General features: G+C 60.9%; 25 protein-coding genes, 1 tRNA gene and 1 pseudogene. 14 read left to right on the plus strand and 13 right to left on the minus strand.

Annotated features, from left to right (window positions below; genetic code table 11):
- The first annotated feature begins 43 nt into the window (after positions 1 to 43).
- Positions 44 to 688, plus strand: coding sequence for a maleylacetoacetate isomerase (maiA, locus tag AAFN47_RS15870; protein ID WP_499810223.1), 645 nt, complete (start codon positions 44 to 46; stop codon positions 686 to 688).
- 2 nt (positions 689 to 690) lie between these two features.
- On the opposite strand, the gene hppD is transcribed toward maiA, so the two are convergent.
- A complete protein-coding gene (hppD, locus tag AAFN47_RS15875; RefSeq protein ID WP_499810224.1) occupies positions 691 to 1803 on the minus strand; it encodes a 4-hydroxyphenylpyruvate dioxygenase in 1113 nt (370 codons plus the stop codon).
- Between the two features lie 140 nt (positions 1804 to 1943).
- On the opposite strand from hppD, the gene AAFN47_RS15880 reads away from it, so the two are divergent.
- The 3 genes from AAFN47_RS15880 (at position 1944) to AAFN47_RS15890 (ending at position 4645) form a co-directional block, all read left to right on the plus strand.
- The gene (locus AAFN47_RS15880) at positions 1944 to 2399 is read left to right on the plus strand and encodes an Lrp/AsnC family transcriptional regulator (protein WP_499810225.1); all 456 of its coding nucleotides are present in this window, start codon (positions 1944 to 1946) and stop codon (positions 2397 to 2399) included.
- Between the two features lie 129 nt (positions 2400 to 2528).
- Positions 2529 to 3581 (plus strand): TRAP transporter substrate-binding protein, encoded by a 1053-nt coding sequence (locus AAFN47_RS15885; RefSeq protein ID WP_499810226.1) that lies wholly within the window; start codon positions 2529 to 2531, stop codon positions 3579 to 3581.
- Positions 3582 to 4009: 428 nt separating this feature from the next.
- A complete protein-coding gene (locus AAFN47_RS15890; RefSeq protein WP_499810227.1) occupies positions 4010 to 4645 on the plus strand; it encodes an alpha/beta hydrolase family protein in 636 nt (211 codons plus the stop codon).
- A 312-nt stretch (positions 4646 to 4957) separates the two neighbouring features.
- On the opposite strand, the gene AAFN47_RS15895 is transcribed toward AAFN47_RS15890, so the two are convergent.
- Positions 4958 to 5221 carry a hypothetical protein gene (locus tag AAFN47_RS15895; RefSeq protein ID WP_499810228.1) on the minus strand — a complete coding sequence of 88 codons (264 nt, stop codon included), beginning with the start codon at positions 5219 to 5221 and terminating at the stop codon, positions 4958 to 4960.
- A gap of 387 nt (positions 5222 to 5608) precedes the next feature.
- On the opposite strand from AAFN47_RS15895, the gene AAFN47_RS15900 reads away from it, so the two are divergent.
- Entirely contained in the window at positions 5609 to 6304 is a 696-nt protein-coding gene (locus tag AAFN47_RS15900; protein WP_499810229.1) for a peptidoglycan-binding domain-containing protein, read from the plus strand.
- Between the two features lie 76 nt (positions 6305 to 6380).
- Here AAFN47_RS15900 and AAFN47_RS15905 read toward each other — a convergent pair.
- Together AAFN47_RS15905 and AAFN47_RS15910 are read right to left on the minus strand one after the other, a co-directional pair.
- Positions 6381 to 6788 (minus strand): annotated as a pseudogene (locus tag AAFN47_RS15905) (acetamidase/formamidase family protein); the annotation flags it as partial.
- A 252-nt stretch (positions 6789 to 7040) separates the two neighbouring features.
- Positions 7041 to 7117: transfer RNA gene (locus AAFN47_RS15910), tRNA-Arg, on the minus strand.
- A gap of 158 nt (positions 7118 to 7275) precedes the next feature.
- Between AAFN47_RS15910 and wrbA the strand changes: the two genes are divergently transcribed.
- Complete coding sequence (wrbA, locus tag AAFN47_RS15915) at positions 7276 to 7875, plus strand: NAD(P)H:quinone oxidoreductase (RefSeq protein WP_499810230.1); 600 nt, start codon at positions 7276 to 7278, stop codon at positions 7873 to 7875.
- A 24-nt stretch (positions 7876 to 7899) separates the two neighbouring features.
- On the opposite strand, the gene AAFN47_RS15920 is transcribed toward wrbA, so the two are convergent.
- From AAFN47_RS15920 to AAFN47_RS15940, 5 genes are read right to left on the minus strand one after another with little or no spacing between them, the layout of a single operon-like run.
- Positions 7900 to 8844, minus strand: coding sequence for an ABC transporter permease (locus AAFN47_RS15920; protein WP_499810231.1), 945 nt, complete (start codon positions 8842 to 8844; stop codon positions 7900 to 7902).
- On the minus strand, positions 8841 to 9890 hold the full coding sequence (locus AAFN47_RS15925) for an ABC transporter permease (RefSeq protein ID WP_499810232.1): 1050 nt from the start codon (positions 9888 to 9890) through the stop codon (positions 8841 to 8843). The genes AAFN47_RS15920 and AAFN47_RS15925 overlap by 4 nt, the downstream gene beginning before the upstream one ends.
- The gene (locus tag AAFN47_RS15930) at positions 9880 to 11403 is read right to left on the minus strand and encodes an ABC transporter ATP-binding protein (RefSeq protein ID WP_499810233.1); all 1524 of its coding nucleotides are present in this window, start codon (positions 11401 to 11403) and stop codon (positions 9880 to 9882) included. Before AAFN47_RS15930 ends, AAFN47_RS15925 begins: the two co-directional genes overlap by 11 nt.
- Positions 11400 to 12842 carry an amidase gene (locus AAFN47_RS15935; RefSeq protein ID WP_499810234.1) on the minus strand — a complete coding sequence of 481 codons (1443 nt, stop codon included), beginning with the start codon at positions 12840 to 12842 and terminating at the stop codon, positions 11400 to 11402. The genes AAFN47_RS15930 and AAFN47_RS15935 overlap by 4 nt, the downstream gene beginning before the upstream one ends.
- Before the next feature lie 2 nt (positions 12843 to 12844).
- On the minus strand, positions 12845 to 13828 hold the full coding sequence (locus AAFN47_RS15940; RefSeq protein WP_499810235.1) for a BMP family protein: 984 nt from the start codon (positions 13826 to 13828) through the stop codon (positions 12845 to 12847).
- A gap of 209 nt (positions 13829 to 14037) precedes the next feature.
- On the opposite strand from AAFN47_RS15940, the gene AAFN47_RS15945 reads away from it, so the two are divergent.
- The 3 genes from AAFN47_RS15945 to AAFN47_RS15955 all read left to right on the plus strand — a co-directional run bounded on the left by AAFN47_RS15945 (position 14038) and on the right by AAFN47_RS15955 (position 16391).
- Complete coding sequence (locus AAFN47_RS15945) at positions 14038 to 15186, plus strand: WD40/YVTN/BNR-like repeat-containing protein (RefSeq protein ID WP_499810236.1); 1149 nt, start codon at positions 14038 to 14040, stop codon at positions 15184 to 15186.
- A 94-nt stretch (positions 15187 to 15280) separates the two neighbouring features.
- On the plus strand, positions 15281 to 15769 hold the full coding sequence (locus AAFN47_RS15950) for a LysM peptidoglycan-binding domain-containing protein (RefSeq protein ID WP_499810237.1): 489 nt from the start codon (positions 15281 to 15283) through the stop codon (positions 15767 to 15769).
- A 130-nt stretch (positions 15770 to 15899) separates the two neighbouring features.
- A complete protein-coding gene (locus AAFN47_RS15955; protein ID WP_499810238.1) occupies positions 15900 to 16391 on the plus strand; it encodes a GNAT family N-acetyltransferase in 492 nt (163 codons plus the stop codon).
- On the opposite strand, the gene AAFN47_RS15960 is transcribed toward AAFN47_RS15955, so the two are convergent.
- Positions 16327 to 17622: a cation:proton antiporter gene (locus AAFN47_RS15960; protein WP_499810239.1), complete on the minus strand. Its 1296-nt coding sequence runs from the start codon at positions 17620 to 17622 to the stop codon at positions 16327 to 16329. The genes AAFN47_RS15955 and AAFN47_RS15960 overlap by 65 nt on opposite strands.
- A 78-nt stretch (positions 17623 to 17700) precedes the next feature.
- Positions 17701 to 18510, minus strand: a complete 810-nt coding sequence (gene blaOXA / locus AAFN47_RS15965; RefSeq protein ID WP_499810240.1) for a class D beta-lactamase — start codon at positions 18508 to 18510, stop codon at positions 17701 to 17703.
- Between the two features lie 222 nt (positions 18511 to 18732).
- Here blaOXA and ugpB point away from each other — a divergent pair, with 222 nt between their 5' ends.
- The 5 genes from ugpB (at position 18733) to AAFN47_RS15990 (ending at position 24435) form a co-directional block, all read left to right on the plus strand.
- The gene (gene ugpB, locus AAFN47_RS15970; protein ID WP_499810241.1) at positions 18733 to 20046 is read left to right on the plus strand and encodes a sn-glycerol-3-phosphate ABC transporter substrate-binding protein UgpB; all 1314 of its coding nucleotides are present in this window, start codon (positions 18733 to 18735) and stop codon (positions 20044 to 20046) included.
- A 78-nt stretch (positions 20047 to 20124) separates the two neighbouring features.
- Entirely contained in the window at positions 20125 to 21006 is an 882-nt protein-coding gene (ugpA, locus tag AAFN47_RS15975) for a sn-glycerol-3-phosphate ABC transporter permease UgpA (protein WP_499810242.1), read from the plus strand.
- Positions 21007 to 21053: 47 nt separating this feature from the next.
- Positions 21054 to 21890 carry a sn-glycerol-3-phosphate ABC transporter permease UgpE gene (gene ugpE, locus AAFN47_RS15980; RefSeq protein WP_499810330.1) on the plus strand — a complete coding sequence of 279 codons (837 nt, stop codon included), beginning with the start codon at positions 21054 to 21056 and terminating at the stop codon, positions 21888 to 21890.
- Between the two features lie 5 nt (positions 21891 to 21895).
- Positions 21896 to 22948: a sn-glycerol-3-phosphate import ATP-binding protein UgpC gene (locus tag AAFN47_RS15985; RefSeq protein ID WP_499810243.1), complete on the plus strand. Its 1053-nt coding sequence runs from the start codon at positions 21896 to 21898 to the stop codon at positions 22946 to 22948.
- A gap of 665 nt (positions 22949 to 23613) precedes the next feature.
- Complete coding sequence (locus tag AAFN47_RS15990; RefSeq protein ID WP_499810244.1) at positions 23614 to 24435, plus strand: methyltransferase domain-containing protein; 822 nt, start codon at positions 23614 to 23616, stop codon at positions 24433 to 24435.
- 128 nt (positions 24436 to 24563) lie between these two features.
- Here AAFN47_RS15990 and AAFN47_RS15995 read toward each other — a convergent pair whose 3' ends face one another.
- Positions 24564 to 24737: a DUF1326 domain-containing protein gene (locus tag AAFN47_RS15995; RefSeq protein ID WP_499810245.1), complete on the minus strand. Its 174-nt coding sequence runs from the start codon at positions 24735 to 24737 to the stop codon at positions 24564 to 24566.
- Between the two features lie 507 nt (positions 24738 to 25244).
- A complete protein-coding gene (locus AAFN47_RS16000) occupies positions 25245 to 25868 on the minus strand; it encodes a hypothetical protein (RefSeq protein WP_499810246.1) in 624 nt (207 codons plus the stop codon).
- Positions 25869 to 26164 lie beyond the last annotated feature (296 nt).

The following is a 26164-nucleotide window of genomic DNA, read 5'->3' on the forward strand; positions in this document are numbered from 1 at the left end:
TCCGATGACGGGCGCCGGCGAAAACACAGACGACGGAGAGATAATGTCGAGACCGGTTCTTTATGATTACTGGCGGTCATCCGCCAGTTATCGCGTACGGATTGCGCTCAATCTCATGGGCCTGGCCTATGACGCCGTGCCTGTGAACTTGCTGACGGGTCAGCACCGCGGCGAGGACCATATCGCCCGCAATCCGCAAGGATTGGTGCCTGCCCTGGAGATCGACGGCCATATGCTGACCCAGTCGATGGCGATCATCGAGTATCTCGACGAGACGCGTCCCGATCCGGGTTTTTTGCCGAAGGAAAAACACGAACGCGCGCGCGTGCGCGCGCTCGCCTATGCAATCGCGATGGAGATCCATCCCGTTTGCAACCTCTCCGTCGCCGCGCATGTCGTGGAACTGACCGGACGCGACGAAGATCGGGTCGCCTGGATGAAGACATTCATTCGCAGGGGGCTGGTTGGTCTGGAAGGCATGCTTGCGGACGGCAAAAGCGGCATCTACTGCCATGGCGACACACCCACCATGGCCGATCTCTGTCTCGTTCCGCAGGTCTACAATGCAAAACGCTGGGAAGTCGAAATCTCAGATCTGGAGAGAATCAACACGATCTTTGAAAATTGCGCTGCGTTGGAAAGCTTTGCGGCGGCCCATCCCGACCGGATCGGACCGCCGCCGGATTAATTCTATTCCGCGGCTTCGGTCTTGATGACGCCGCGGCGTATCTGGTCTTCCTCGATCGATTCGAACAGGGCGCGGAAATTCCCTTCGCCAAAGCCCTCGTCGCCCTTGCGCTGGATGAATTCGAAGAAGATCGGGCCGATCACGGTCTTCGAGAAGATCTGCAGCAGGATTTTCGTCTGCCCGCCGCCGACGACGCCTTCGCCGTCGATCAGGATACCGTGTTTCTTCATGCTGTCGATCGGCTCGTCATGGCCTTTCACACGGTCATGGGACATGTCGTAATAGGCGTCCGGCGGACCCGGCATGAATTTCAGCTCGTTGGCTGCAAGCTGGTCGGTCGCCTCGTAAATGGCGTCTGTGCCGACCGCGATGTGCTGAATGCCTTCGCCTTTGTATTTCTTCAGATATTCCTCGATCTGACTTGTGTCGTCCTTGGACTCGTTGAGCGGAATGCGAATCTTGCCGCAAGGCGAGGTGATGGCGCGGCTCACCAGACCGGTGATCCGGCCGTCGATGTCGAAGAAATGGATCTGGGAAAAATTGAACAGATCGCGATAGAAGTCCCACCACTTGTCCATATTGCCGCGATAGACGTTGTGGGTGAGGTGGTCGAGAAAGTAGAAGCCAACGCCTTCCGGTTTCGGGTCGCGCTCGCCGATCCATTCGAATTCGGCGTCATAGACCGAGCCCTTGTCGCCGTATTTGTCAACAAAATAGAGCAGCGATCCGCCGATGCCGACGATAGCCGGAACGTCGAGCGCCTTGTCGTCGCCTTCATAGGGCGTGGCGCCCTTCGAGACCGCATGGTCGAAGGCGTGTTGCGCATCGACGACGCGCCACCCCATGGACGGCGCGCACGGTCCGTGCTTGTCGATGAAGCGGCCACCGAAGGAATCGGCCTCGCCATTCAGGATGTAGTTGATATCGCCCTGACGCCAGACGGAAATTGCTTTCCGCTTGTGACGGGCGACGGCAACGTAACCCATCTTCGTGAACAGTTCCTCGAGCTTCTCAGGCTCGGGATGGGCGAATTCGACAAATTCGAAACCATCGGTGCCGGCGGGATTATCGTCGCTGATCTTGGCCGGCGGCGCATCGTGCGGAAACGGACCCATGAGAGAACTCCTTCTGCGTTTGTGCATGTTGATCTTACTATCGCGCATTTTGCGTGCGAATAGTTTGCATTCTTGCCTCAACTGAGAGAAACTATGCACGAATATTGCAACTACAGGATCAATAGTGCGCGAATTGTGAAATGGACCAATATGACAGGAAAATCCTGGAAGAGTTGCAGAAGGATGCGCGGCTGACCAACAACGACCTGTCCGAGCGGGTCAATCTGTCGCCATCCCAATGTTCCAGACGGCGCTCGCGGCTTGAGCAGGAGGGATTTATCCGCGGCTATTTCGCCGGTCTCGACCGAAATCTCCTCGGCCTCGGCATCGTCAATATCATCACCGTGACGCTCGATACGCACAATCGCGACAATGCGCGGCGTTTCGCGCGCCTGGTCGAAGGCTTGCCGGAAGTGCTGGAGGCGCATTCGCTGACTGGCGAGATGGATTACCTTCTGAAGGTGGTCACGCCAGACCTGCGCGCCTTGTCGGGTTTCGTGAACGACGTGTTGCTTCCGCACGAATCCGTGCGGCACGTCAAATCGGCGATTGTTCTCGACACCTTGAAGGAAACCCACGCGCTGCCGCTCGGATAGGCGCGCCGCCGGGAACGCTGATTGGCCTTTCGTCCTGCTTGCGAATCCGGTCAGTCATGCTAATCATGCCGCGCTGAATATCTTCACCGGCCGGAAAGGCCGATATTTCTAAGTTTCTGGGAGGATAACTTGAAGAAACGCACCCTTTTGAAAATGCTCGCCGCCGCTGCGCTGGTCTCGACCAGCGTCGTTGGCTACGCGGCGCCGTCCTTTGCTCAGGAAGTGACGCTGCGCATGCACCAGTTCCTGCCGCCGCAGGCCAATGTGCCGAAACATGTTCTGCAGCCCTGGGCGGACAAGGTCGAAGAAGAATCGGACGGCCGCATCAAGGTCGAGCTCTATGGCGCCATGTCACTCGGCGGAACGCCGCCGCAGCTGATCGATCAGGCCAGGGATGGCGCGGTGGATATCGTCTGGACGCTGCCGGGCTATTCTCCGGGCCGCTTTCCGCGCGCCGAAGTGTTCGAATTGCCGTTCATGATGAGCAATGCGGAAGCTGGCTCGAAGGCTTATTGGGACCTGTTCGAATCCGACATGAAGGATGAGGATTTCAAGGATTTCAAGATCCTCGGCGCCTGGATGCACGGCCCCGGCGTCATTCACGCCAAGGGCGACGGCGTGCACAAGCTGGAAGACATGCAGGGTCTCAAGCTGCGTGGTCCTACGCGCGTCATCAACAATCTGCTTTCGGAAACCGGAGCGACGCCGATCGGCATGCCCGTGCCGGCCATACCCGAAGCGCTTTCGAAAAACGTGATTGACGGCACTGTCATTCCTTACGAGGTGACGACGGCTTTGAAGATACCGGAACTGGTTGAAACCCATACGGAATTTTCCGGCGACAAGGCGCTCTATACGGCGGTCTTCGTGCTGGCGATGAACAAGGCGAAATATGACAGCCTGCCGGACGATCTGAAGAAAGTGATCGACAACAATTCCGGCGCAGAGTTCTCGGCCTTCGCCGGACGCACCATGCAGGAATACGACAAGCCCGGTCGCGAGGCGGCTGAAGCCGCCGATAACGAGATCGTCATTCTCGACGAAGCAGAGGTCGCCCGCTGGAAGGAAGTAGCCCAACCGGTAATCGACAACTGGATCGCCGAAATGAACGAAAAGGGCATCGACGGCGCCGATCTCTACGAACGCGCCCAGGCGCTTATAGAGCAGTATACAACGCAGTAGTCGCCAAGTCGCCGGGGGCCGCTGCAGCGGCCCCCGGATTTCCGAGGTCCGGCAATGATGGCGCCCCGCCCCACTGTACGCGACAGGATGGAATTGTCGCACCGGCTTTGAGCTATCCCGTTACGGTTTATCGATAGAGATGTTCCGTAGCGACGCCGCGACAGGCGTTGAATATTCCGATAAACCCGGCTTCACCTCGAGAAACCTGCTTTCCCCAGAGGGTCACATCGGCCTTTGCTTCAGGAGAAGGTATTGAACGAAGCACGCCGGGCGAAGCGTCATTCATGCAACCCAGCACAAAAGCGCGCATCGTCCGAACCCCGCATGCGGCGCCGCGTTCGTTCAACTGTTCCGGGCGTAATTCCCTCAGGCGCCGGTGGATCGATCCCGCTATAAGGTCGCTGTAGTTGTGACGGAGCCAGATTGAAATGAATTTCCTGTTTGACGGGCCAACAAGCGCGCCAGTAACGATATTGCTAGCCCATGGCGCAGGCGCGCCAATGGATTCGCAAGCCATGAACCGGATTGCCGAAGCGCTTGCGGGCGAGGAAATACGCGTCGCCCGGTTCGAGTTCGGCTACATGGCTTTGCGGCGCAGCGAAGGTCGTCGAAAACCGCCGCCAAGGGCTGACCTCCTGATCCCGGAATTCAAGGCGGCGATGAATGCTTTGGCGCATGACGGGCGTCTTGTAATCGGTGGAAAGTCCATGGGCGGGCGCGTCGCCAGCATGATTGCGGACGAGGATTTCGCGAATGGCAGGATCGCCGGGCTCCTGTGTCTGGGGTATCCGTTTCATCCGCCGGGCAAGCCTGATCAGCTGCGAACCAAACATCTCGAAGGGATGAAGGCGCCGACCCTCATCTGTCAGGGCGCGAGAGATCCGTTCGGGACTTCACAGGAAGTTGGCGGCTACGACCTGTCCTCCGCAATCGAAGTTCTGTGGCTGGAGGACGGCGACCACGATCTGAAACCGCGAAAGACGATCTCGGGATTTTCAATGGCTGATCACCTGCAGACCATGGCGCAGCATGTTCGCACATGGTGCGATGAGCGCTCCAAATAGTATTTCCGCGTCCCGGCGGTGAGTGATCAAGCGCCTGTGTGGCAATAACTACAAACAATGTCACACAATCGATGAACATTGCGACGACGGTCGGCATGACGTCCTATCGTTAATGTGAGGTTCATATTGACTTAGCCATAGTATTTCGTTGCTGTTAGAGTACTTACCGCAGCACTATCTAACCAATGGGTTCGTCTGAACGGGCGTCCTGAAAAAGGTGGAATTCGAAACATGACACAAAGACTGTTTCCCGTGCTGGTCGTTCTTGCGGTGGCTTTGGCCGTTCCGCCGGAGCGTCTGACCGGAGCAAATTCACAGTCTGGTCTGGCAAATGCCCAGGCGTTTGATCCAGATGATCCGAGACATCCCAAAAACCTCCGGAAACGCCCGCAAGAGCAACAGGGCCAGCAACAGCGCCCGCCCAGACAATCCGGACAGGGCGGTCAGCAGCCGCCGCGCAATGCACAACCGCAACGGCCTCCGCGCAATGCGCAACCGCAGCGCCCGCCGCGCAATGCGCAACCGCAGCGCCCGCCGCGCAATGCGCAACCGCAACGCCCGCCGCGCAATGCGCAACCACAGCTCCCGCCGCGCAACGCACAACCGCAGCGGCCTCCACGCCCACCGGCTGCAGGTGGCCCAAGGCCTCCGCGCCCACCAGCTGCAGGCGGTCCAAGGCCTCCGCGCCCACCAGCTGCAGGCGGTCCAAGGCCTCCGCGTCCGCCGGCTGCAGGCGGTCCAAGACCTCCGCGTCCGCCGGCTGCAGGCGGTCCAAGACCTCCGCGTCCGCCGGCTGCAGGCGGTCCAAGGCCTCCGCGTCCACCGGCTGCAGGCGGCCCAAGGCCTCCGCGCCCACCAGCTGCAGGCGGTCCAAGACCTCCGCGTCCTCCGGTCGCCGGCGGACCACGGCCACCTCGTCCTCCGATCGGCGGCCCGCCGCCTCGTCCGAGGCCCTATCCTCCGGTGGCCGGCGGGACGTACCGTCCGCCCTATGCACGGCCGCCCGGCTACTATCCGCCCGGATGGCGTCCGCCGTACTGGCGTCCTCCGACCTGGCGTCCGCCCTATGTGCCGCCGCCCTATGTGCGCCCGCCGCACAACTCCTGGGGTAGATACCACTACTATCCGCAGTGGGGCTGGTACCATACGGCGCTGGTCGCAGGGGCTACGCTCGCCTTCGTGGCGACGCTCCCCAATGATCGCGGCTGCGAGCAGCTCGATATCGGTCTCTACACGTGCGACGGCGTGCTCTATCGTCCGACGACCTACCAGAACACTCAGGTCTATGAGATCGTTTCCGCCGCTCCGGAAGAGACCGATCCCGTGGTCACGTCTTCCACCGGAAGCACCTCGATCGATGACGATCCCTATGTGCTGCTGCAGCTCACCTCTCCATACCAGAGAGGCGCGCGCGTTGCGGCGCTGCAGAACGCGCTTAACGCGATCGGCTTCGATGTCGGCTCCGCTGACGGCGTTTTCGGCAGAAGCACAGACGCCGCAATTCGCGAGTTCCAGGAGTGGTATGGTCTGCCTGTAACGGGCATCGTCGACGCCGAGACAGCCAATGCCATCGGCTGGCAGCTCGCCGTGCAGATCACGCCTGAACTTGGCTATAGCCAGGAAGAGGCGGGTGAAGAGGCGCCGGCTGCGGCCGAATAGATCGCAGCAGCGCCTTTTTCACCGACAAAGGCATGATTAATGCGGAAAGGCGTCCTTCGGGGCGCCTTTTCTATTGCTATTCCAGCACCATGCGCGGGAAATAGAACGACACCACCCAGTTCGGCGCGTCCACGATTTCGCTGATCCTCAGATCGGCGCATACGGAACTCAGCATATAGGCGTCCTCCGGCGCCATGCCGTGTTCGTTACCGAGAAGATCGATCACTCGCCGGACGGCGTCGCGCGCAGCTTCCATCAGGTCCGGTCCGATACCGGTGGCTACCTCGAACCCCTTGGCGTCCAGGTGACGGGATACAGGACCGGGCGTTGTGAAACGCGGCGATTGCGGCGCGCCGTCCTTGACGAGATCGATGGTGACTGCGACCTCCATTGCGCTTTCGATTGCCGTTCCGCAGACTTCCCCGTCGCCCTGTGCCGCATGGGTGTCGCCGACTGACTGAAGAGCGCCTTTCACCTCGACCGGAAATTAGAGAACGTGTGTTTCCAGAGGGCAACTGCATTGCCTTGACGGTGTTGATGATGGTCACTGGATTGCTCCCTGTTTTGCGATCATCGCGTTGTCAGAGCCAACGACGATGAATCTGATGATACAAAGTTGGGAAGCTGATTTTTCACCAGGATTTCGCGGCAATATGCTTTGTGTTTCAATTGTTGTCGCGCCATGGCCCATGTGTGCCTCACACGCCAGAAAATCCCTCAAATATCTGACTTTAAATGGTGATCCCGGCGCGATTCGAACGCGCGACCTACAGATTAGGAATCTGCCGCTCTATCCTGCTGAGCTACGGGACCACTTGGCGGTTTCCATAGCAAAGCCGGAGCCAAATTCAAAGTTACTTCTGTCCGATTGCATCATTGCGGTGAACAGTCCGGTCACCAATTGAATTCTATCAATTTTCCCGTCGCCCCATATGTGATGCTGCATCGCAATATCATCGACGGAGTCGGAAATGGCAAAAGTTCTCGTTCTTTACTATTCAAGCTGGGGTCACATGGAAGCAATGGCAAAAGCCGCGGGCGAAGGCGCGCGCGAGGCTGGAGCGGACGTGACCATCAAGCGCGTCCCGGAACTGGTTCCCGAAGAGGTCGCCAAGGCCGCCCACTACAAGCTGAACCAGGAAGCGCCGATCGCCGATCCGCTTGAACTGGAAAACTACGACGCAATCATCTTCGGCGTTTCCACGCGCTACGGCATGATGGCGTCTCAGATCAAAAACTTTCTCGACCAGACCGGTCCGCTTTGGGCGAAAGGCGCGCTTGTCAACAAGGTCGCTTCGGTGATGGCGTCGACAGCAACCCAACACGGCGGACAGGAAATCGCGCTTCTGACGACCCAGGCCGCGTTGCAGCATCACGGCATGATCATCGTTCCGCTCTCCTACGCCTATCAGGGCCAGATGGGCGTCGACATGATCCGCGGCGGAGCGCCCTACGGCATGACAACCCTGAGCGACGGCGACGGTTCCCGCATGCCGTCCGAACAGGAACTTGAAGGCGCCGCCTTCCAGGGCAAGCGCGTCGCCGAAATCGCGGCCAAGCTGCACGATTGATGACGGAAGGCGGGCCAGTCTCGCCTATCGCTCCCCGCGTCGATAGGGCGCCATCAAGGCGTTGGGCACGCGCGCCCGGCGCGACATGACGATCAGCGCCACGATGGACAGGACATAAGGCACCATCAGGAAAAGTTGGTAGGGCACGCCGCCCTCGACCACATGCTGAAGGCGCAACTGGTAGGCGTCGAAAAGCGCGAAGAGCAGGGCGCCGAGAAGCGCCTTGCCCGGCTGCCACGAGGCGAAGACCACCAGCGCGATGCACACCCAGCCGCGACCCTGCACCATGGTCGGGAAGAACGAGTTGAAGGTGGCCGTGGTCAGGAACGCGCCGCCGAGCGCCATCAACGCGCTGCCCACGACGATCGCGCCGATCCGGATGCGGATCGGGTTCAAACCCTGCGCCTCGACGGCGTGGGGATTCTCGCCTGTCATCCGGACAGCAAGGCCGAGCGGCGTTTTCGCCAGAACCCAGGCGGTGATGGCGGCGGCCAGGATTGCGAGATAGGTGGGCGCTGTCTGACTGAATAATGCTTCGCCGAGGAACGGGATATCCGAGAGACCGGGAATCGCGAGCGGCTGGAAAGGCTCAATCGTTGGCGGACTGGACGAGACCGGCAGGGAAAGCCGATAGACGAAATAGGTCAGCGAAGAGGCGAACAGCGTGATGCCGAGGCCGGTGACATGCTGGGAAAGGCCGAGCGGAACTGTTAGAAAAGCGTGCAACAGGCCGAACATCCCGCCGCAGAAGGCGGCGACGGCCAGCCCTGTCCACAGATCGCCGCCCTGATAAACCGTCATCCAGGCGACCATGGCCCCCAGCGTCAGGATGCCCTCGATGCCGAGATTGAGGACGCCCGAGCGTTCGCAGATCAGCGCGCCCAGCGTTCCGAAAATCAGCGGCGTGGCGATCCGGAGCACGGCGTCCCAGAGGCTCGCTGTCGTGAATATGTCGAGAGCTTCCATCATCGGCGCACCCGGTAGGTTGTGAACAGCAGGCAGACGAGCATCGTCAGCAGCGAAATCGATACGATGACGTCGGCGATGAAGCTGGGCACGCCCATTGCGCGGCTCATGCTGTCGGCGCCAACGAAGACGATGGCGACGAAGAGGGCGGTCGCGACGACGCCCAGCGGATTGAGGCCCGCGAGCATGGCGACGACGATGCCCGAATAGCCGTAACCGGGCGACAGATCCAGCGTCACATATCCCTTCAGGCCGGTCACCTCGATCGCGCCGGCAAGGCCCGCCAGCGCGCCGGAAATGCAGGCGACCACCAGCAAGGTGCTCCCCAATGAAACGCCGGCGAAGGAGGCCGCGGCGGCGTTCAGACCGGCCGCGCGCGACTTGACGCCGAAGACAGTGCGCGATTGCACCACGTAGATTATAATTGCCGCGGCGATTGCGATCAGCAGCCCGATATGCAGCCGGCTGCGCGACAGCAATTTCGGCAGCATGACATCGTTGCTGACAGCGACCGATTGCGGCCACCCGAAAGCGAGCGGGTCCTTGAGCGGCCCCTCGATCATCATCGAGACGAACAGCAAAACGATGAAGTTCAAGAGCAGGGTGGTGACGACCTCGTCGACGCCGAAGCGAATGCGCAAAATAACAGGTCCGAGAAGCAGCAATGCGCCGGCGATCATGCCGGCGATCATCATCACAGGGATCGCGAGGACGGGCGGAAGCACGGCGGCTATGGAATGGCCGAGCCAGGCCGCGCACAGCGCGCCAACATAGAACTGCCCCTCGCCGCCGATATTCCAGAGCCGCGAACGGAAGGCGACAGCGGCGGCCAGCCCCGTCAGCACCAGCGGCGTGGTGCGCGTCAGCGTCTCGGAGATGGAAAGCCGCGATCCGAAGGCGCCCTTCAGCATCTCGTAATAGGCCTGCAGCGGATTGGCGCCGGCTATGGCGATGAGCACGCCGGAGAGAGCCAGCGCGATCGCAACCGCAATCAGCGGCGCTGACAGGGCGAGCGCAAGCGGCGTTTCCGTGCGTCTCTCAAGCCGCATCTTCGCCCTCCCAGATGCCGGCCATCATCAGTCCGATGCGCCGGGAATCGGCTTCCGACGCTGCGACCGGCGCGGACAGCCGGCCCTTGACGATCGCCTGGATGCGGTCCGACAGCGCGTTCACCTCGTCCAGATCCTCCGAAATCAGAAGAATCGCCGCGCCGGCTTCGCGCGCCGCCAGCAGTTCAGTGTGGACGGCCGCGATCGCGCCTTCGTCAAGGCCGCGCGTCGGCTGGTTGGCGACAATGAATTTCGGCGTAGAGGCAAGGTTCCGGCCGAGGATCATCTTCTGCATGTTGCCGCCGGATAAAAGCCGCGTGCCGGTGTCCGGCGTCGCTCCTCTTATATCGAAGCGACGGATAAGTTCCGCGGCGTAATCACGGCAGGCCTTGCGGTCGACGAAGCCCCGCCGGTTGAACCGCGGTTCTGAGATTCGTTCGAGCACGGAATTCTCCCAGACCGCCATCTCGCCGATCGCGCCTTCGGTATTGCGGTCTTCCGGAATGCGTCCGGCGGCCGATTCGACGAGGTCATGCGGCGTGAAGCTCTTGGCCGTCCGGCCGTCGAAGGTCAGATCGCCCTGTGTCGCTTCCGCCAGACCGCAGGTCAGTTTTCCGAGCGTCGCCTGGCCGTTTCCGGATACGCCGATGATGCCGAGGATCTCGCCGCTGCGCACCTCGAATGACACGTCGTCAAGCAATGTGCGCTCGCCCTGCGTCACACTGATGTTGCGCGCGGAGAACACGGTGTCGCCGGCGCGCTGATCCTGGCGCTTCGGACGCACGACACGGCGCCCCACCATCAGTTCGGCCAGTTCCGCGCGATCCGTTTCGGCCGTGTTGCGCTCGGCGACGACCTTGCCGCCGCGCAGGATCACGACGCGGTTGGACGCGGCCATGACCTCGTGCAGCTTGTGCGATATGAAGATCAGCGAAAGGCCGGTCTTCGTCATGGTTCTCAGCGTTTCAAACAGCTTGTCGGCCTCGATGCGGGTCAGAACCGCCGTCGGCTCATCAAGGATCAGGACCCGGGCGTCGCGATATAGCGCTTTCAGGATCTCGACGCGCTGTCGTTCGCCGACGGACAGGTCCGAGATCATCGCGTCCGGATCGACCTGCAGGCCGAAACGCTCGGCGAGTTCGGCGAGTTTGCGTCGCGCCGGCCGGCGCGCAGAGTTTAAAAGGCCAAGTCCTTCCGTCCCGATCATGACATTGTCGAGAACGCTCAGGTTGCCGGCGAGCGTGAAATGCTGGTGGACCATCCCGATTCCGGCCTCGATCGCAGCACTCGGCTTGCCGGGCGGCAGTACGTCGCCGAAGGCGCGAACCTCGCCGCTGTCGGCCGTATAGTGGCCGAAGAGGATGTTCATCAGCGTCGTCTTGCCGGCGCCGTTTTCGCCGAGCAGCGCCAGCAGTTCCCCATGGTTCAGGTTCAGGCTGATGTCGTCATTGGCGACGAGATCGCCGAAAATCTTGGTAATGCCGGAAAGCTCGAGAACGGGCGGCTGGGTCAATTGAGCCCTCCGGCGATCGACGCGAGGAATGGCCATGGGGCGTCGTCTTCAAGCTGGTGGGCGATATGCAAAAGCAGCAGATCGGAACCGATCGGCCCGATGAGTTGCAGAGAAAGCGGCAGGCCCGCATGATCAAGCCCGCGCGGGATAACCATCGCTGGAAGTCCGCAAACATTGGCGAGTGTTGCGCGTGGCGCATAGCGTCCCATGAACGCCCAGGTCCGGTCGGCGTCGGCATGGGTTTCAGCTGTTTGACCGATTTTGATCGGTGCCCGATCAAGCACGGGCATCGCGATCACGTCGACATTCTCGAAGATCCGCCAGCATTCATGGGCGAGACGCGCGGCTTCCGAATCTGCGCGGAAAAGCTCGGCCGCCGTTCGCTTGCGCCCTTGCGCGGCGTTTTCCGCGACGGCCGGGTGCAATTCGTCGTCGCCGATCCCGAGCGAATCAATCCAGTTCGCCTCGCTGATCGACAGGAACATACGGGCGATCGCGTCAGTGCGTTCCACGATCGAATCCAGCTTTGCCGTTTCGATATCGACGATTGCGTGGCCGTGCGAGGCGAGAATCGGTTCAGCGCTGCGGATGGCGTCGGCCTGCTCCTCGCCAAGGTCGCCCGGCGCCGTGTCGACCAGCGCAATTCTCAAGCCGCGAACGGGACCGCCGGTCAGCGACTGATCGCCATAGGGGCCCTTCGCGTGACCGGAGACCGCGAAGAGGGCGGCGTTGATATCGCGGATGGATCGCGCGATCACCAGTTCGCCGGTAATTCCCATGAGGTGGTTCGAGAATTCAGGCGCGTTGGGCACGAGACCGCGCGAAGGTTTCAGCGCTGGCAAGCCGCAGCAGGCCGCGGGGATGCGGATTGAGCCTGCGGCGTCCGTGGCGTGGGCGATGGCGACGATGCCGGAGGCGACGGCCGCCGCCGCTCCGCTTGAAGAGCCGCCAGGAGAGTATTCGGGGTTCCAGGGATTGCGCGCCACGGGATCCTCGGTCGGTTCACTGGTGACCGAAAGGCCGAAGGAAGGGCAGCTTGTCACGCCGAAGGGCAAGAGCCCTGCGCGGCGAAAGCGCTCGAAGATCAGGCTGTCGCGTTCAGGCTTTCCGACGCGTACGCCGATTGCTTTGGATCCTGCATGGGCGGGCAGACCCTTCCCGGCGTTGCCCAGTCCCTTGGCGAGAAAAGGCACGCCGGCAAAGGGCATGGTGTTGGTGTCGGCTGCACCGTCGGCCACAAGCTTGTCAAATGCAGCGGCCGCCGACAGTCCCATTTCCTCATCGAGAAAGGCGATCGCGCCCAGCTTATCGTTGCGGGCGCGATAGAGGCTGTCGCGCATGAGGGCCGAAGCTGTTGTCCGGCCCTCTCGAACGGCCTCTCCGAGAGCGATTGCGTCAGCAAGCCCGTCGTCGGCGCTGCTGTCGCCAGCCTGCTGCATGCTCAGGACGGTTCGTCGGGGTTGATCGGCACCTCGAAGGATCCGTCCTTGATGGCCTGGCGCTTGGCTTCCATCGTGGCGATGGCGTCCGGCGGCAGCTTTTCGCTGACGAAGATGATGTCATTGCCGCCATACTTCATGAAGGAAAACTCGGTGTAATCCTTGCCGACGGGCTTGCCGGCCTTGATATCGGCGACGATCGCCTCGATGGTCGGACGGTAATTCCAGATGGCGTTGGCGAAGACCGTGTCGGGATACCGCTCCGTGTAGTCAATCAGCGAGCCCACGGCGAGCACGCCGCGCTCCTTGGCGCCGTCGGCCGTGCCGATGCGTTCGCCGAAGATGACGTCGGCTCCGGCGTCGATCTGCGCAATCGCGGCTTCCTTGGCTTTTGGCGGGTCAAACCAGGTGCCGATGAAGGCGTTCAGGAACTCGGCGTTCGGGTTGACCTCGCTGACGCCGTCGCGGAAAGCGTTGATCAGCAGATTGACTTCCGGTATCGGATAGCCGCCGACCGAACCGAACTTGTTGGTCTCGCTGATCGATCCGGCGAGCATGCCGGCAAGATAGGCGGCTTCGTGGTTGCGCGTGCCGAAGACGCCGAAATTGTCGCCGGACGGACCGCCGGACGATCCCATCAGAAATGCGACGTCCGGATAGTCCTGGGCGACCTGGCGCGCCTCGTTTTCAACGGCGTAGGACTCGCCCCAGATCAGGTCGACGCCCTGTTCGGCGTATTCGCGCATGGCGCGGGCGTAGTCGGTGCCGGACACGCCTTCAGACCAGACATATTCGATCAGACCATCGTCAGCGGCCGACTGCAGCGCTTCGTGGATGCGCGAGTTCCAGGCGTTTTCAACCGGCGAGGCGTGGATTCCGGCGACCTTGATCTTGTCGTCGGCCATGGACGCGGCGCCCAGAGCCGGCAGAAGGCTTACTGCCGCCACGACGGTGATGAAGCGACGGCGTGAGAAGAGTTTGAACATTTTCGGTTCCCCTAAAGAGTTCATTATATCGGCGCAGACGGGTTTCTTCAGCCGATCTTGTTTTGCTGTACCGCACAATTTAGACGGCGGGCCAATTTCTTTGTCAATAGGGCGGGAATATTCTTGAGTGATCGAAAACAGGATTGTTTTCGAAGCAGTTGCATCGATCATGTGTTAAACTCCAAAGGTGCGAGTGGAGGGCCTGTTTGATGTCTGTGCGTGGAACCCGCATTCTGGTCGGAACGAACAAGGGCGCCTTTCTGGTCGCCGGCGAGACTGATCGCTGGACAGTCAAAGGACCCTTCTGTGACGGCTGGCCGATCAATCACATTATCGGCGACGCGGCTACGAATACGATTTGGGCTGGAGGCGGCGGCGATTGGCACGGCGCCGGCGTCTGGCGCTCCGACGACGGCGGGGAAAGCTGGGATCTGACGCGCCTGACATCCGGCCAGATGGACGCGTGGGCGGCGCAGGACGCCGATTTCGCCGCCATGATCGGATGGACGGATAGGCCATTGCCCTTTGGTGACGATTTTTCGCAGATCTGGTCGCTCGGGTATGCGCATGGAAAACTGTACGCCGGCGCAAAGCCTGCGAGCCTGCTCGTCAGTCGCGACCGCGGCCTCACCTTCGAGCGGCTGCAGGGGCTGAACGATCACCCTTCCGCGGAGAGCTGGAACCCCGGCGGCGCCGGCCTTGTGTTGCACACGATCGTGTCCGACCCATCCAATCCGGAAAAGATGTGGATCGGCATTTCAGCCGCGGGCGTCTTCGCAACGGAAGACGGCGGAAATAGCTGGGAGCGGCGCAACCGGCTGTCCAATCTCGGCACATGCGCGGATCACGACCACCCGGCGGGGCCCAGCGACGGTGAAATCGGGCATTGCGTCCACAACATGATGCGCGCGCCGGGAGAGGGCGATCTGCTCTACCAGCAAAATCATCACGGCGTGTGGCGCTCTAGCGATGGCGGGCGAAGCTGGGACGACATCACAGCAGGCCTGCCGTCTACATTCGGTTTTCCAATCTGCGTGCATCCACGGGACGCGCAAACGATCTGGACCCTGCCGCTGAATGGCGACAGCGCCGGACGGTTTCCGCCAGACGCCGCCGCGGCAGTATGGCGTTCGAGGGACGGTGGGCAAAGCTGGGAAGACATGCGAGAGGGATTGCCGCAGGAAAGCTGCTACTTCACCGTCCTGCGCCAGGCGATGGCGCGGGATGAGGCGGATCCCGTCGGCGACTATTTCGGGACCAACAGCGGCTCTGTGTTCGCCAGTCTCGACGAGGGGGACACCTGGGACGAGATTGCGCGGCATTTGCCGACAATCCTTTCCATCGAGGCGATGGGCTGAGGACGCTGTCGCCCTGCAATCCAAAGTGATTGGCTCCATACAATCGAGACGTGTAGTCTGGATGACTTGGAGCGGCAGATGGGGAGGACGCGCCATGGCCGGCAATATTGACATCCAGCAGCCACAGCCCTTCGATCTCGTGGGGAGCACCATCCTGATTTCAGGCAACGCGACGGCTTTCGAGGGAACGCTGACAATCCGCGTCAGTGAAGGCCACGACGAATATTCCTCCTTCACCAATGTGGGATCGCTGGCGCTACGCCAGTTCCAGGGCGAAATCACGATCCCCGACAATCCGGGTTTCCAGTTGTCGCGGCTGTTCCTGACGCTCGCCGACGACACCGGCAACGAAAACGGGCCGTTGGTCATCATTCCAGTTCTCTTCGGCCCGAAGATCGTTCCCGGGTACACGGGCTATCGCAACTACACCGTCAAATCCGGCGACACCCTGACGAAGATCGCAAGGGCCGAATACGGCAATGACGATTTTCAGCCGATCGTCGAGGCGAACCAGCACGTTATCAGCGACCCGGATCTGATCTTCGTGGGACAGGTGCTGCGCGTGCCGCGCAACGACACCTGATCATTTCCGGCATACAATCCTTCTGACCAAGTAAGGCGACATTGGGCGGTCTTTCACAAGGCGGTCACTTTGGATATTGCTGTGAGGCGTTCGGACCTCCATGTTCCGATCGCAGCGGGGACGGGTAGCGATGACAGTATCACCGACCGAAGCGGAATGGCTGATCAGGGCGGCCGGGCCAGACGACCAGTCCGCGATCAGCGCTCTGGTGCGCTCGGAGCGGCTGTTTCCCTACGGTCTCGGCTGGCGAACCTTTGTCGTGGCCGAGGCGGGCGAGAGGATCGTCGGCGCAGCGCAGATCCGCAATCATCGCGACGGCGCGCGTGAACTCGGATCACTGGTGGTGACGCCAGGCTGGCGCAATCGCGGCGTCGCGGAGGCGATCATCGACACGCTACTTGCCGGCGAAACAGGTCCGGTGCACCTGGTCACTGCCGCCGAGAGGGCACCACGCTTCACGCGTTTCGGTTTCGAGAAAATCAGCGTTTCACAGGCGCCGGGCGGGTTGCAGCGGCATTTCTGGCTTGGGCAGGTCGGCGGCGGGTTGTCGCAGCTTTTCAGCCTTCGGCGCCCGAGGTCGATGGTGGTGATGCGCCGGGACGGCGATGCTTCTTCTCCCTGAGCGAGTCCATCGCCCAGCCGACGGAAAAACCGTGCATGATTGTGGACAGTAAAATGACCAGTCCGACGAGCGCCCAGAGCGCGTTCTCGTTAACAAACTCGATGCTCTTGCCAGCGTAGCACAGATAATAGATCGAGCCGACGCCGCGCACGCCGTAGACCGAAATCACCCACCGGTCGCGGTGGGGAAGGTCGGTTCCGAGAAGTCCGATCCAGCCGGACAACGGGCGGATGATCAAAAGCAGCACGACGGCGACGGCGATCTGCGTCCAGGTGAGATCGGCGAAGAGTAGCGGCAGGACGCTGCCGAGCGCGATCAGCAACAGGGCGGTAAGCGCGTGTTCGATCGATTCGGAAAAATCGTGCAGGCGCCGGTGGAAGTGGTGGTCTTCCTCAATCCTGCGCAGGGTCAGGCCCAGAATGGCGACGGCGATGAAACCGTAACCCTCGATCATCTCGGTGGATCCGTAGCACAACAGCACGCCGGCAAGCGCGATCACGCCGGACCCGGTTTCGGCAAGGATCGATCCCCGCGGCACGACGAACAGGATGTAGCCGAGCGCCTTAGCGCCGAGCCAGCCCATTCCGACGCCGACGGCGATCCGGTAGACGACGTCGATGGCGAGCCATTCCAGCCCCCATGCGGTCGGCTGCAGACCGGCGGCGGCGACGATCAGTCCGAGATAGACGAAGGGAAAGGCGAGCCCGTCATTGAGGCCGGCCTCGGTGGTCAGCGTGAATCGCACCGGATGTTCGGCGCCCTCATGCGGCGGGCCAACCTGCACGTCCGAGGCAAGCACCGGATCCGTGGGGGCGAGCACCGCGCCGAGCAGGATCGCGCCTGCGGCGGTCAGGCCCACAAAGCCGACGCCGAGAAAGGCGACGGCGAAAATTGTGAGCGGCATCGCGATCGCAAGCATTCGGAAGGTCGGCATCCATTTCCGCCAGGCGCCGATCCTGTCGATGCGCAAGCCGGCGCCGAACAGCGCGATGATGACGGCCAGTTCGCTGACCAGCTCCCACGGAAGCGGCGACTGACGCGGATCGGGGATCGTCGGCAATCCGGGGATGAGCAGGGTCGCGGCCGCGCCGAAGAGGATCATCAGCGGGGCGGCGGCCGGTTCGCGTTTCGAGACGAGGCGTGGCAGCCAGCGCGCCAGGATGACGATGACGCCGATGACGGCGAACGCGAGGTGATAGGGTTCAAGGGCGAAAAATTCGTGATTCTGCATACAATCATTCTGTGCGTCTGAGGGGGTCGTGCGCCCATTTCCCCTTCCTGAACGCGCCTGGACTGAAATGGTTGCGGATCAGTCGAGCAGGCCGCCCGGCGTGAACAGGTCGACGATCAGCGTATCGCGAGCGCGGAAGCCGGGAGGCGTCTTCTGGCGCGCGCTGTCCTGGATCAGTCGGGCAAACGCCACCGTTCGTCCGTCACGCGAAGCCCAGCCAACGAACCACCCGAAGGGCGTTCCCCGGACGACTTTGCCGTCAGGCCCACGCGGCAGACCGGCGCCGGTCTTGCCATAAAGCCGCCATCCGCCGGTGTGCAGGCCGTGATCCATGATCGCGGCGGTGTTTTCGACGGCGGACGCATTTACCGGCAGCCGCCCGCTGACGAGCTTGCGAAGGAAGGCGATCTGTTCGTCCGGCGCGATCTGCAGCGATGAGCTGAGCCAGGCCTGCGTCAGGCCGTTGTTCTTGCCCGGATCGCCGGACAGGTCGCGATTGCCGTAGTCAAAGGCGTCGACGTAGGCCTGGAAGCGCTCCGGGCCTAGCCTTTCTGTAATCCGTTGCGAATACCAGACGACGGAATATTGCATCCACCGGGCGGGCGTTGCGGGCTCGCGCCACTCCGGCCGCCAGTCGACATAGCCTTTGCGATATGGAAGTTCCGGCTCCTCTGGCGACTTCAGGACGCCGCTGTCGAAGCCCATCAGGGCGATGGCGATCTTGAAGGTCGAGGCCGGCGACATCCGGCCTGCGCAATCGCCCTCGCGCGCCAGTTCTGCGCCGTTGTCTGCCTCCACGACGAGGGTGCAGATCGTGTGTGTTTCAGCTCGGCCGGGCTCGACAGCGCAAAGAAGCAGGGTCAGGCTCAACAGGACAGGACGCAACATGATGGTTCACCGTTTTGATCGCGCCGGACCATCCGGCATTCGCAGCGCGGCGTCAATCTTGCCGCCGATAGTTGCGAAAGCTGGAAATACTGCCCGCTGCAGTCGAGTTTTCCAGGAAATATAAACAACCCCTTGTGACTACTGTCACCGAACTGTAGTTTTTCAGACGTAGGAGGAGCGGACCTTGCGAAATAGGTTCGTGAAACAACAGGGAGAATTCCTATGAAGAAACTGATCCTGTCGGCGATGCTTGCAAGCTCCGCCGCCGCGCTACCGATGCCCGCCATGGCGGCCACCGAAATCGAATTCTGGCACGCCTTTACCGGACGCCTCGGAGAACTGGTGGCCGAACAGGTCGAGACCTTCAACAACAGCCAGGACGACTATGTGGTCGTCGCCTCGCACAAGGGCAATTACTCCGAAACGCTGAACGCCGGCATCGCCGCCTTCCGCGCCGGTGAGCAGCCCGATATCCTGATGGTCTTCGAGGTCGGCACCGCGACGATGATGGGCGCCAAGGGCGCCGTCAAGCCAGTCTACGAGGTGATGGCGGAAGCCGGCGCCGATTTCGATCCGGACGCCTATATCGGCGCGGTGAAGGGCTACTACACCACGACCGACGGCGACATGCTGTCGCTGCCGTTCAACTCCTCGACGCCGGTTCTCTGGGTAAACCAGGACGCGCTGAAGGAAGCCGGCATCGACCCCGACGTCGATCTCTCCACCTGGGAGCAGGTGGGCGACGTGCTGGACAAGCTGAAGGCGGCCGGCCACGAGTGCCCGCTGACAACCGCATGGCAGAGCTGGATTCATCTCGAAAACCTGTCGGCCTATCACAACGTTCCCTTCGCCACGAAGGACAACGGCTTCGCCGGTCTCGACACGGAGCTGGCGTTCAACAGCCCGCTGCAGGTCAAGCACATCCAGACGATGGGCGACTGGGCCAAGGACGGCAAGTTCGTCTACAAGGGCCGCCGCAACGAAGGCGGCGCTGACTTCCGCTCCGGCGGTTGCGCGCTGTTCACCGAGAGCTCGGCCGGCTATGCGGGCATCAAGTCCGAAGCCGAATTCGACTTCGCCGTTCGCCCGCTGCCTTACTGGTCGGACGCCGAAGGCGCGCCTCAGAACACCATTATCGGCGGCGCGTCGCTGTGGGTGATGGAAGGCCAGGACCCGGCGGAGTATGAAGCTGTCGCCGCTTTCCTGAACTTCCTGTCGTCCACCGACATCCAGGCCAAGTGGCATCAGGACACCGGTTATCTGCCGATCACCAAGGCGGCCGGCGACAAGACAAAGGCCGATGGTTTCTACGATGAAAATCCGGGAACCGACATCGCGGTGATCCAGATGACGACGAACGAGCCGACCGCCAATTCGAAGGGCCTGCGTCTCGGCTCCTTCGACCAGATTCGCGGCATCATCGACGAGGAACTGGAAGGCGTTTGGTCGGGCGACAAGGACGCCCAGGCTGCTCTGGACAGCGCGGTGGACCGCGGCAACCAGCTGCTTCGCCGTTTCGAGCAGGCCAACAACTGATAATGCAGACATGGTTCCGGCGGCGGCGACAGATCGCCGCCGGAAACTGACCGGACCGGATCGGGGGACGACGAGGCGATGGAAAAGCGGGTGACTTTCAAGGGATGGACCCTGCCGCTCATTCTGATCTTCCCGCAAGTCCTGATCTCCGCCGTGTTCTTTTTCTATCCGGCGGGCGAGGCGATCTGGCAGTCGCTGTTCATTCCGGACCCCTTCGGCCTGTCGGCGCAATTCGTCGGCCTCGGCAATTTCGAATTTCTCTTCTCCGACAAATATTATCGCGCCTCCTTTGTCACGACGGCGATTTTCTCGACGCTGGTGACGCTCGTTTCCATGGTGCCGGCGCTGTTTCTCGCCGTGCTCGCCGACCGGCTGGTCAAGGGCGCAACGACCTATCGCACGCTGCTGATCTGGCCCTATGCGGTGGCGCCGGCGGTGGCCGGCGTGCTGTGGCTCTTCATGTTCAACACGCGCGTGGGCGTCGTGTCGTTTTATCTGAGCCAGCTCGGCTATGACTGGAACCATGTGCTCGACCAGACCGAAGCGATGGGGCTGGTGGTGCTTGCTTCCTCCTGGGGGCGCATCAGCTACAATTTCCTGTTCTTCTTCGCGGCCCTCCAATCGGTGCCGCGCTCGGTGATCGAGGCGGCGGCGATCGACGGCGCGCATTTCTGGCGACGTTTCTTCACGATCGTGCTGCCGCTGATTTCGCCGACCACCTTCTTCCTCCTGGTGGTCAATATCGTCTACGCCTTCTTCGAGACCTTCGGCGTGATCCACACGATTACCGGCGGCGGGCCGCAGCAGGCGACGACGATCCTCGTCTACAAGGTCTATGCGGACGGCTTCGTCGGACAGGATCTGGGATCCTCGGCCGCGCAATCGGTGGTCCTGCTTCTCGTCGTCGGGGCGCTGACGGTGCTGCAGTTCAAATATGTCGAGCGGAGGGTGCACTATTGAGCTCCGAAGCCGTCAAGGTCGCGCCGATCGCAGAACCGCCTCCCGGCATGGTGGAGAAACGCGGCCGCGCGCTGTGGCTCACCCACGTCTTCATGATCCTGGGCGTGATGGTGATCTTCTTCCCGATCTGGCTCGCCTTCGTCGCCTCCACGGTGACGCAGTCGGAAATCGTGCGCCCGCCGATGCCGCTCCTGCCCGGCCCGCACCTGATCGAGAACTACACGCGGGCGCTTTTTTCCGGCGTCAACGTGCCGGTCTTCACGATGCTGTTCAACTCGCTGGTGATGGCGCTCGGCATCGCCATCGGCAAGATCGCGATTTCGCTGCTTTCGGCCTTCGCGATCGTCTATTTCCGCTTTCCCGGACGGGGGCTGTTCTTCTGGATGATCTTCATCACCCTGATGCTGCCGGTGGAGGTCAGAATCGTGCCGACCTACGAGGTGGTGGCCGGCTTCGGCATGCTGAACTCCTATTCCGGGCTGATCTTCCCGTTGATCGCGTCGGCGACGGCGACCTTCCTGTTTCGCCAGTTCTTCATGACGATCCCGGACGAACTGGCCGAAGCCGCGCGGGTGGACGGCGCAAGCCCGATGCGCTTCTTCCGCGACATCGTGCTGCCGATGAGCCGCACCAACATCGCGGCGCTGTTCGTCATTCTCTTCATCTATGGCTGGAACCAGTATCTCTGGCCGCTCCTGATCACCACCGACCCGGACATGAACACCATCGTGATGGGCATCAAGCAGATGTTCCCGTCCGGCGACGACACGGCCGACTGGCCGGTCATCATGGCGGCGTCGATCCTCGCCATGATCCCGCCGGTGATCGTGGTCGTCTCCATGCAGCAGCTCTTCATCCGCGGCCTGCTCGACAGCGAAAAATAGCACCCATGGCAACAGTAGAATTCGACAATGTGAAAAAACGCTTCGGCGCGACGGAGGTCATCCACGGCATTTCGATGGATGTGAACGATGGCGAATTCATCGTCATCGTCGGCCCGTCCGGCTGCGGAAAATCGACGCTCCTGCGCATGGTGGCGGGGCTGGAATCGGTCTCCGAAGGCGAGATCCGCATCGACGGCGCGCGGGTCAACGAGAAGGAGCCGATGGACCGCGACATCGCCATGGTGTTCCAGAACTATGCGCTCTATCCACATATGAGCGTGCGCCAGAACATGGCCTACAGCCTGAAGATCGCCGGCAAGGCGAAGAGCGAGATCGACCGGCGGGTGGCGGACGCAGCCAAGCTCCTGCAGCTCGAACCCTATCTCGACCGCAAGCCGCGCGAATTGTCCGGCGGCCAGCGCCAGCGCGTCGCCATGGGCCGCGCCATCGTGCGCGAACCGGCGGTGTTCCTGTTCGATGAGCCGCTGTCCAATCTCGACGCGAAGCTGCGGGTGCAGATGCGGCTCGAAATCAAGCACCTGCAGGCGCGGCTCGGCGTGACGTCGCTGTACGTGACGCACGACCAGGTGGAAGCCATGACCATGGCCGACCGGATGATCGTGATGAACGCGGGCGTGGCCGAACAGATCGGCTCGCCGCTCGACGTCTACGAGCGGCCGCAAACGCTGTTCGCCGCGCAGTTCATCGGCAGCCCGTCGATGAATGTCGTGGAAGGCCACATTTCCGGCGGCCGGGCGACGCTCGGCAACGGCGCGTCGCTTGCCTGCGCCTCCGCTCACGAGGGCGATGTGATGGTGGGCGTGCGGCCGGAACACCTGACGGCCGACGCGGAGGGGCCAATCACGCTGACGGTTTCGGCGGCCGAGCCGCTCGGCGCCAATACGCTTTTGCATGGTTTTCTGGGCGAGACGAAAACCGTCTTCACCGCCAGCCTGCCCGGCGTGCACCTGCAGTCGAAAGCGGCGGAAACCGTCAGGCTTTCGGCATCGCCTGAAAACATCCACCTGTTCGATCGCGAAACCGGAAAACGGATATGAACCGGCTTGAAATTCGATAATTTCACATAACATATTGAAATATTTATATTAAATCAAAATCTGGCTTTGTTTCGGGAATCCGCATTTTCGCGCCGACCGCTCCGCCGCCGGCTGCGGCGTGTCCTCCTTCCGATTGCTGATCTGATATGCAAAACTGTTTAAAAACAGGGTATTGATCGATTAAGCCCTTGCCCGGAACCGCGAGTTCAGCCTGTTTTCAAAAGATATTGGCTTTGTTTCGGGATTTGGCTTTGTTTCGGGATTTGGCTTTGTTTCGGGATTTGGCTTTGTTTCGGGATTTGGCTTTGTTTCGGGATTTGGCTTTGTTTCGGGATTTGGCTTTGTTTCGGGATTTGGCGATTTTCGCGCGCCGGCGGCGGCCTCACGGCCTGCAGTCGCGGGATGAGGCGGTTTTTCGGGCGAGCCGTATTCTAGCACAAACGCCGATGAAATTCAGCAAAAAGTTCTCTATTTGTTCTCTCTGGGGGCGCGTCAGGAAGATCGGAATCCGACATCGGAATCATTTGGAGGAACGAATTCAGAGCAGAATGAGCAAGTGGCTGCATATATTGCGCTTTTTCCTGTACCATGACCGGAGTATGGCGCAGAAAGACCGGAATCGGAAATTATGGTGAAGCCGGGCGGCGCTGAACAGGGATGAGACTATGGCTGCTTATGACGACTTCGCAGCACTCGAAAAGCGCGGATGGGCTGACGCGGACACGGCGGCCGCCTACGCCAGGGATTTCGCCCGGGCCTCCGAAATGGCGGTGCCGACGCTTGTCTCCGAATCCGCGGCCGGCCCCGGCAGTCATGTGCTGGACCTGTGTTGCGGGCAGGGGATCGTGGCGCGCGGGCTTCTGGATACCGGCGCCAGGGTGACCGGCCTCGATTTTTCACCCGCCATGCTGGCGATCGCGCGCGGGCGCGCGCCGGAGGCTGAATTCATCGAAGGCGACGCGATAGACCTGCCCTTCGAAGACGGCCATTTCGACGCCGTGGCCATGGGCTTCGGCATGCCGCATGTGCCCGACCCGCCGGCCGTGATCGCCGAAGCACGCCGTGTGTTGAAACCCGGCGGCCGGTTTGCCTATTCCGTGTGGCTGGCCGCCGAGCGCTCGGCCTTTACCTATGTCTTCGCGGCGATCGGCGCGCATGGCGCGCCGGAGGTGACGCTGCCGCCCGGACCGGGCGCGACCGACTATGGCGAAGAGGACCGCGCCTTCGCAGCGATGACAGCGGCGGGCTTCGGGACCTTGCGTTCCACCGAGGTGGACAGCCGCTGGACGATCGACGATCCGGGCGCGCCATTCGATTTCTTCGTGGAGGGCACGGTGCGCGGCGCGGCGATGCTGCGCCCGCAGCCCGACGCCAACAAGCGGGCGATCCGCGCCGCCGTGGTCGACAAGGTGCTGGCGAACCACGGCGAGTCGGCGCCCTGGGACACGCCGATTCCGTCCGTCGTGATTTCCGGGACGGCGGTGTGAGGAAGACTCAGTCGCGGCGCAGCCTGTTGCGCCGCTGAATCAGATGAGCTCATTGAGGCGTTTTCAGAACGTCGCAAAGATGATCCAGGCGCCCCATGCCGTGAGCGCCGCCACGGCCGCTTTGCTGATCAATTCGCTTTCGTGCCGGCGAGGTCCACGCCGCCATAATGGCCGGAATTGAAGATGAACATCACCGCCGCCTCGCAACTGCCCTTCGTCGGCAGCGACATGAACTGGCAGGGGCAGCCCGTGTCGCAATTGCAATTGGCAAGTTCATATTCGTAAATTTCACAAGGCATCATGATTTTCGTCCCCTTATTTATCTTATAGGCAAGTCTAATTTGGCACAGGAACGAATGTTTTTTTCTTGGGAAGTACTTGCTTGTATGGGCGGATATTGGCAGGCGAGTAGGGGCGCGGCGCGCGTTGTTTTCTGGAATCAATGTGTTGGGGCGAGGATTGTTGGGGATGGCGCTAGCATCTTCCAAACGGCATAGGGGCTTTAGGGGCCGACGAGGCGTTGGGGCGCAGATAGGCCTTCGTTAGTAATGTGAGGGGTGGCGGTGTGGCGGGTTTTCTGGCAATTGACCTTGCAAACCGCGATCGGCACGCCTTCGCAAGGTCGAACCGAGCGACCATTGTGATCGCAGGAATATTGCCAAGTTTGATCTTAGCCTCGGCATATTTGTTTCAAATTTGAATACTTCAGCTGTCAATCGAATCGAACGAGGCTAACCAGTGTAAGTCGATCAATCCGGGGAGAGCTGGCAGCAGGGAGTTAATAGCTTTTAGGGGTGTGACAGCAGCTATCACACGCAAATGTGGTTAAGCTTGTCTCTAAATTTTCGCCTCAGATCCGCGTTATTCGGATCTTGGAGTTCGGTGAGATAACCATCAAAAGCCTTAGTCAATTCCTTATGTAGAAGGCTTCGATTGATCTCTATCCGCCCATCATCATGAAATTCAAACATCTTGCCACTCTTGCGTACGACGAGGCGATCAGTCGAACCAGAATGATGTAAGGCACAACGCCCTTGTTCATAAACTTTATCAGCAAGATCGTTTACATTCTTGCCTGCAGGCACGCAGGCAAGAAACGTCGGCCATGTCGTCAAGAAGGTCGTAAAGAGTTCCTTGCTTCGACGATTGTGATTGGTGATCCCGCTTCTAAAACCCTGTATAGTCTCAATCAGTAGGAAGTCGATCGCGAGAACAGCGAAACCATTTTTTCCGCGGCCTTTACCGTTCTCAGAGTTGATCAGAAGCTGCGCGGGCTCAATAAAGCGGAGCCGAATGCGCGCGTCCAGTATCGATAATGCCTTGCCCCAATCTGCTGTGTCGCTACGGGTGTCATCTAAAGTGAGTTTCTTCCAAGCCCTCACCCTGTGGCCGGGTGCAATTTCGAAATTATCTGGCAGAGTGGAGGATTTCATGTTCTTTCCTTCCCCTAACGCCTAGATACGCCGACAAAATCTTCTATCATAGTTCTACACAAACCTTGCTGCGCGCATCCCAATTAAAAGTCTACTAAGATATCTCATGCTTGAATGTAACGCCTGAACTCTAGCCACAAAATCTTAAGTCAGCGTGTTCAAAGGTCAAAGGTAATCGAAGACAAAGCGCAGATGATAAAACGTTTCATTGATATATAGCGAACCAAGATGGTCGCGGATTAGACACGGGTGACGCGGGTTTAGATATTAGTATATGCGTAAGTGAATGAAGGGGT

Origin of the sequence: Hoeflea sp. CAU 1731, from assembly GCF_039888615.1 — a bacterium.
Lineage (GTDB): Bacteria > Pseudomonadota > Alphaproteobacteria > Rhizobiales > Rhizobiaceae > Flavimaribacter.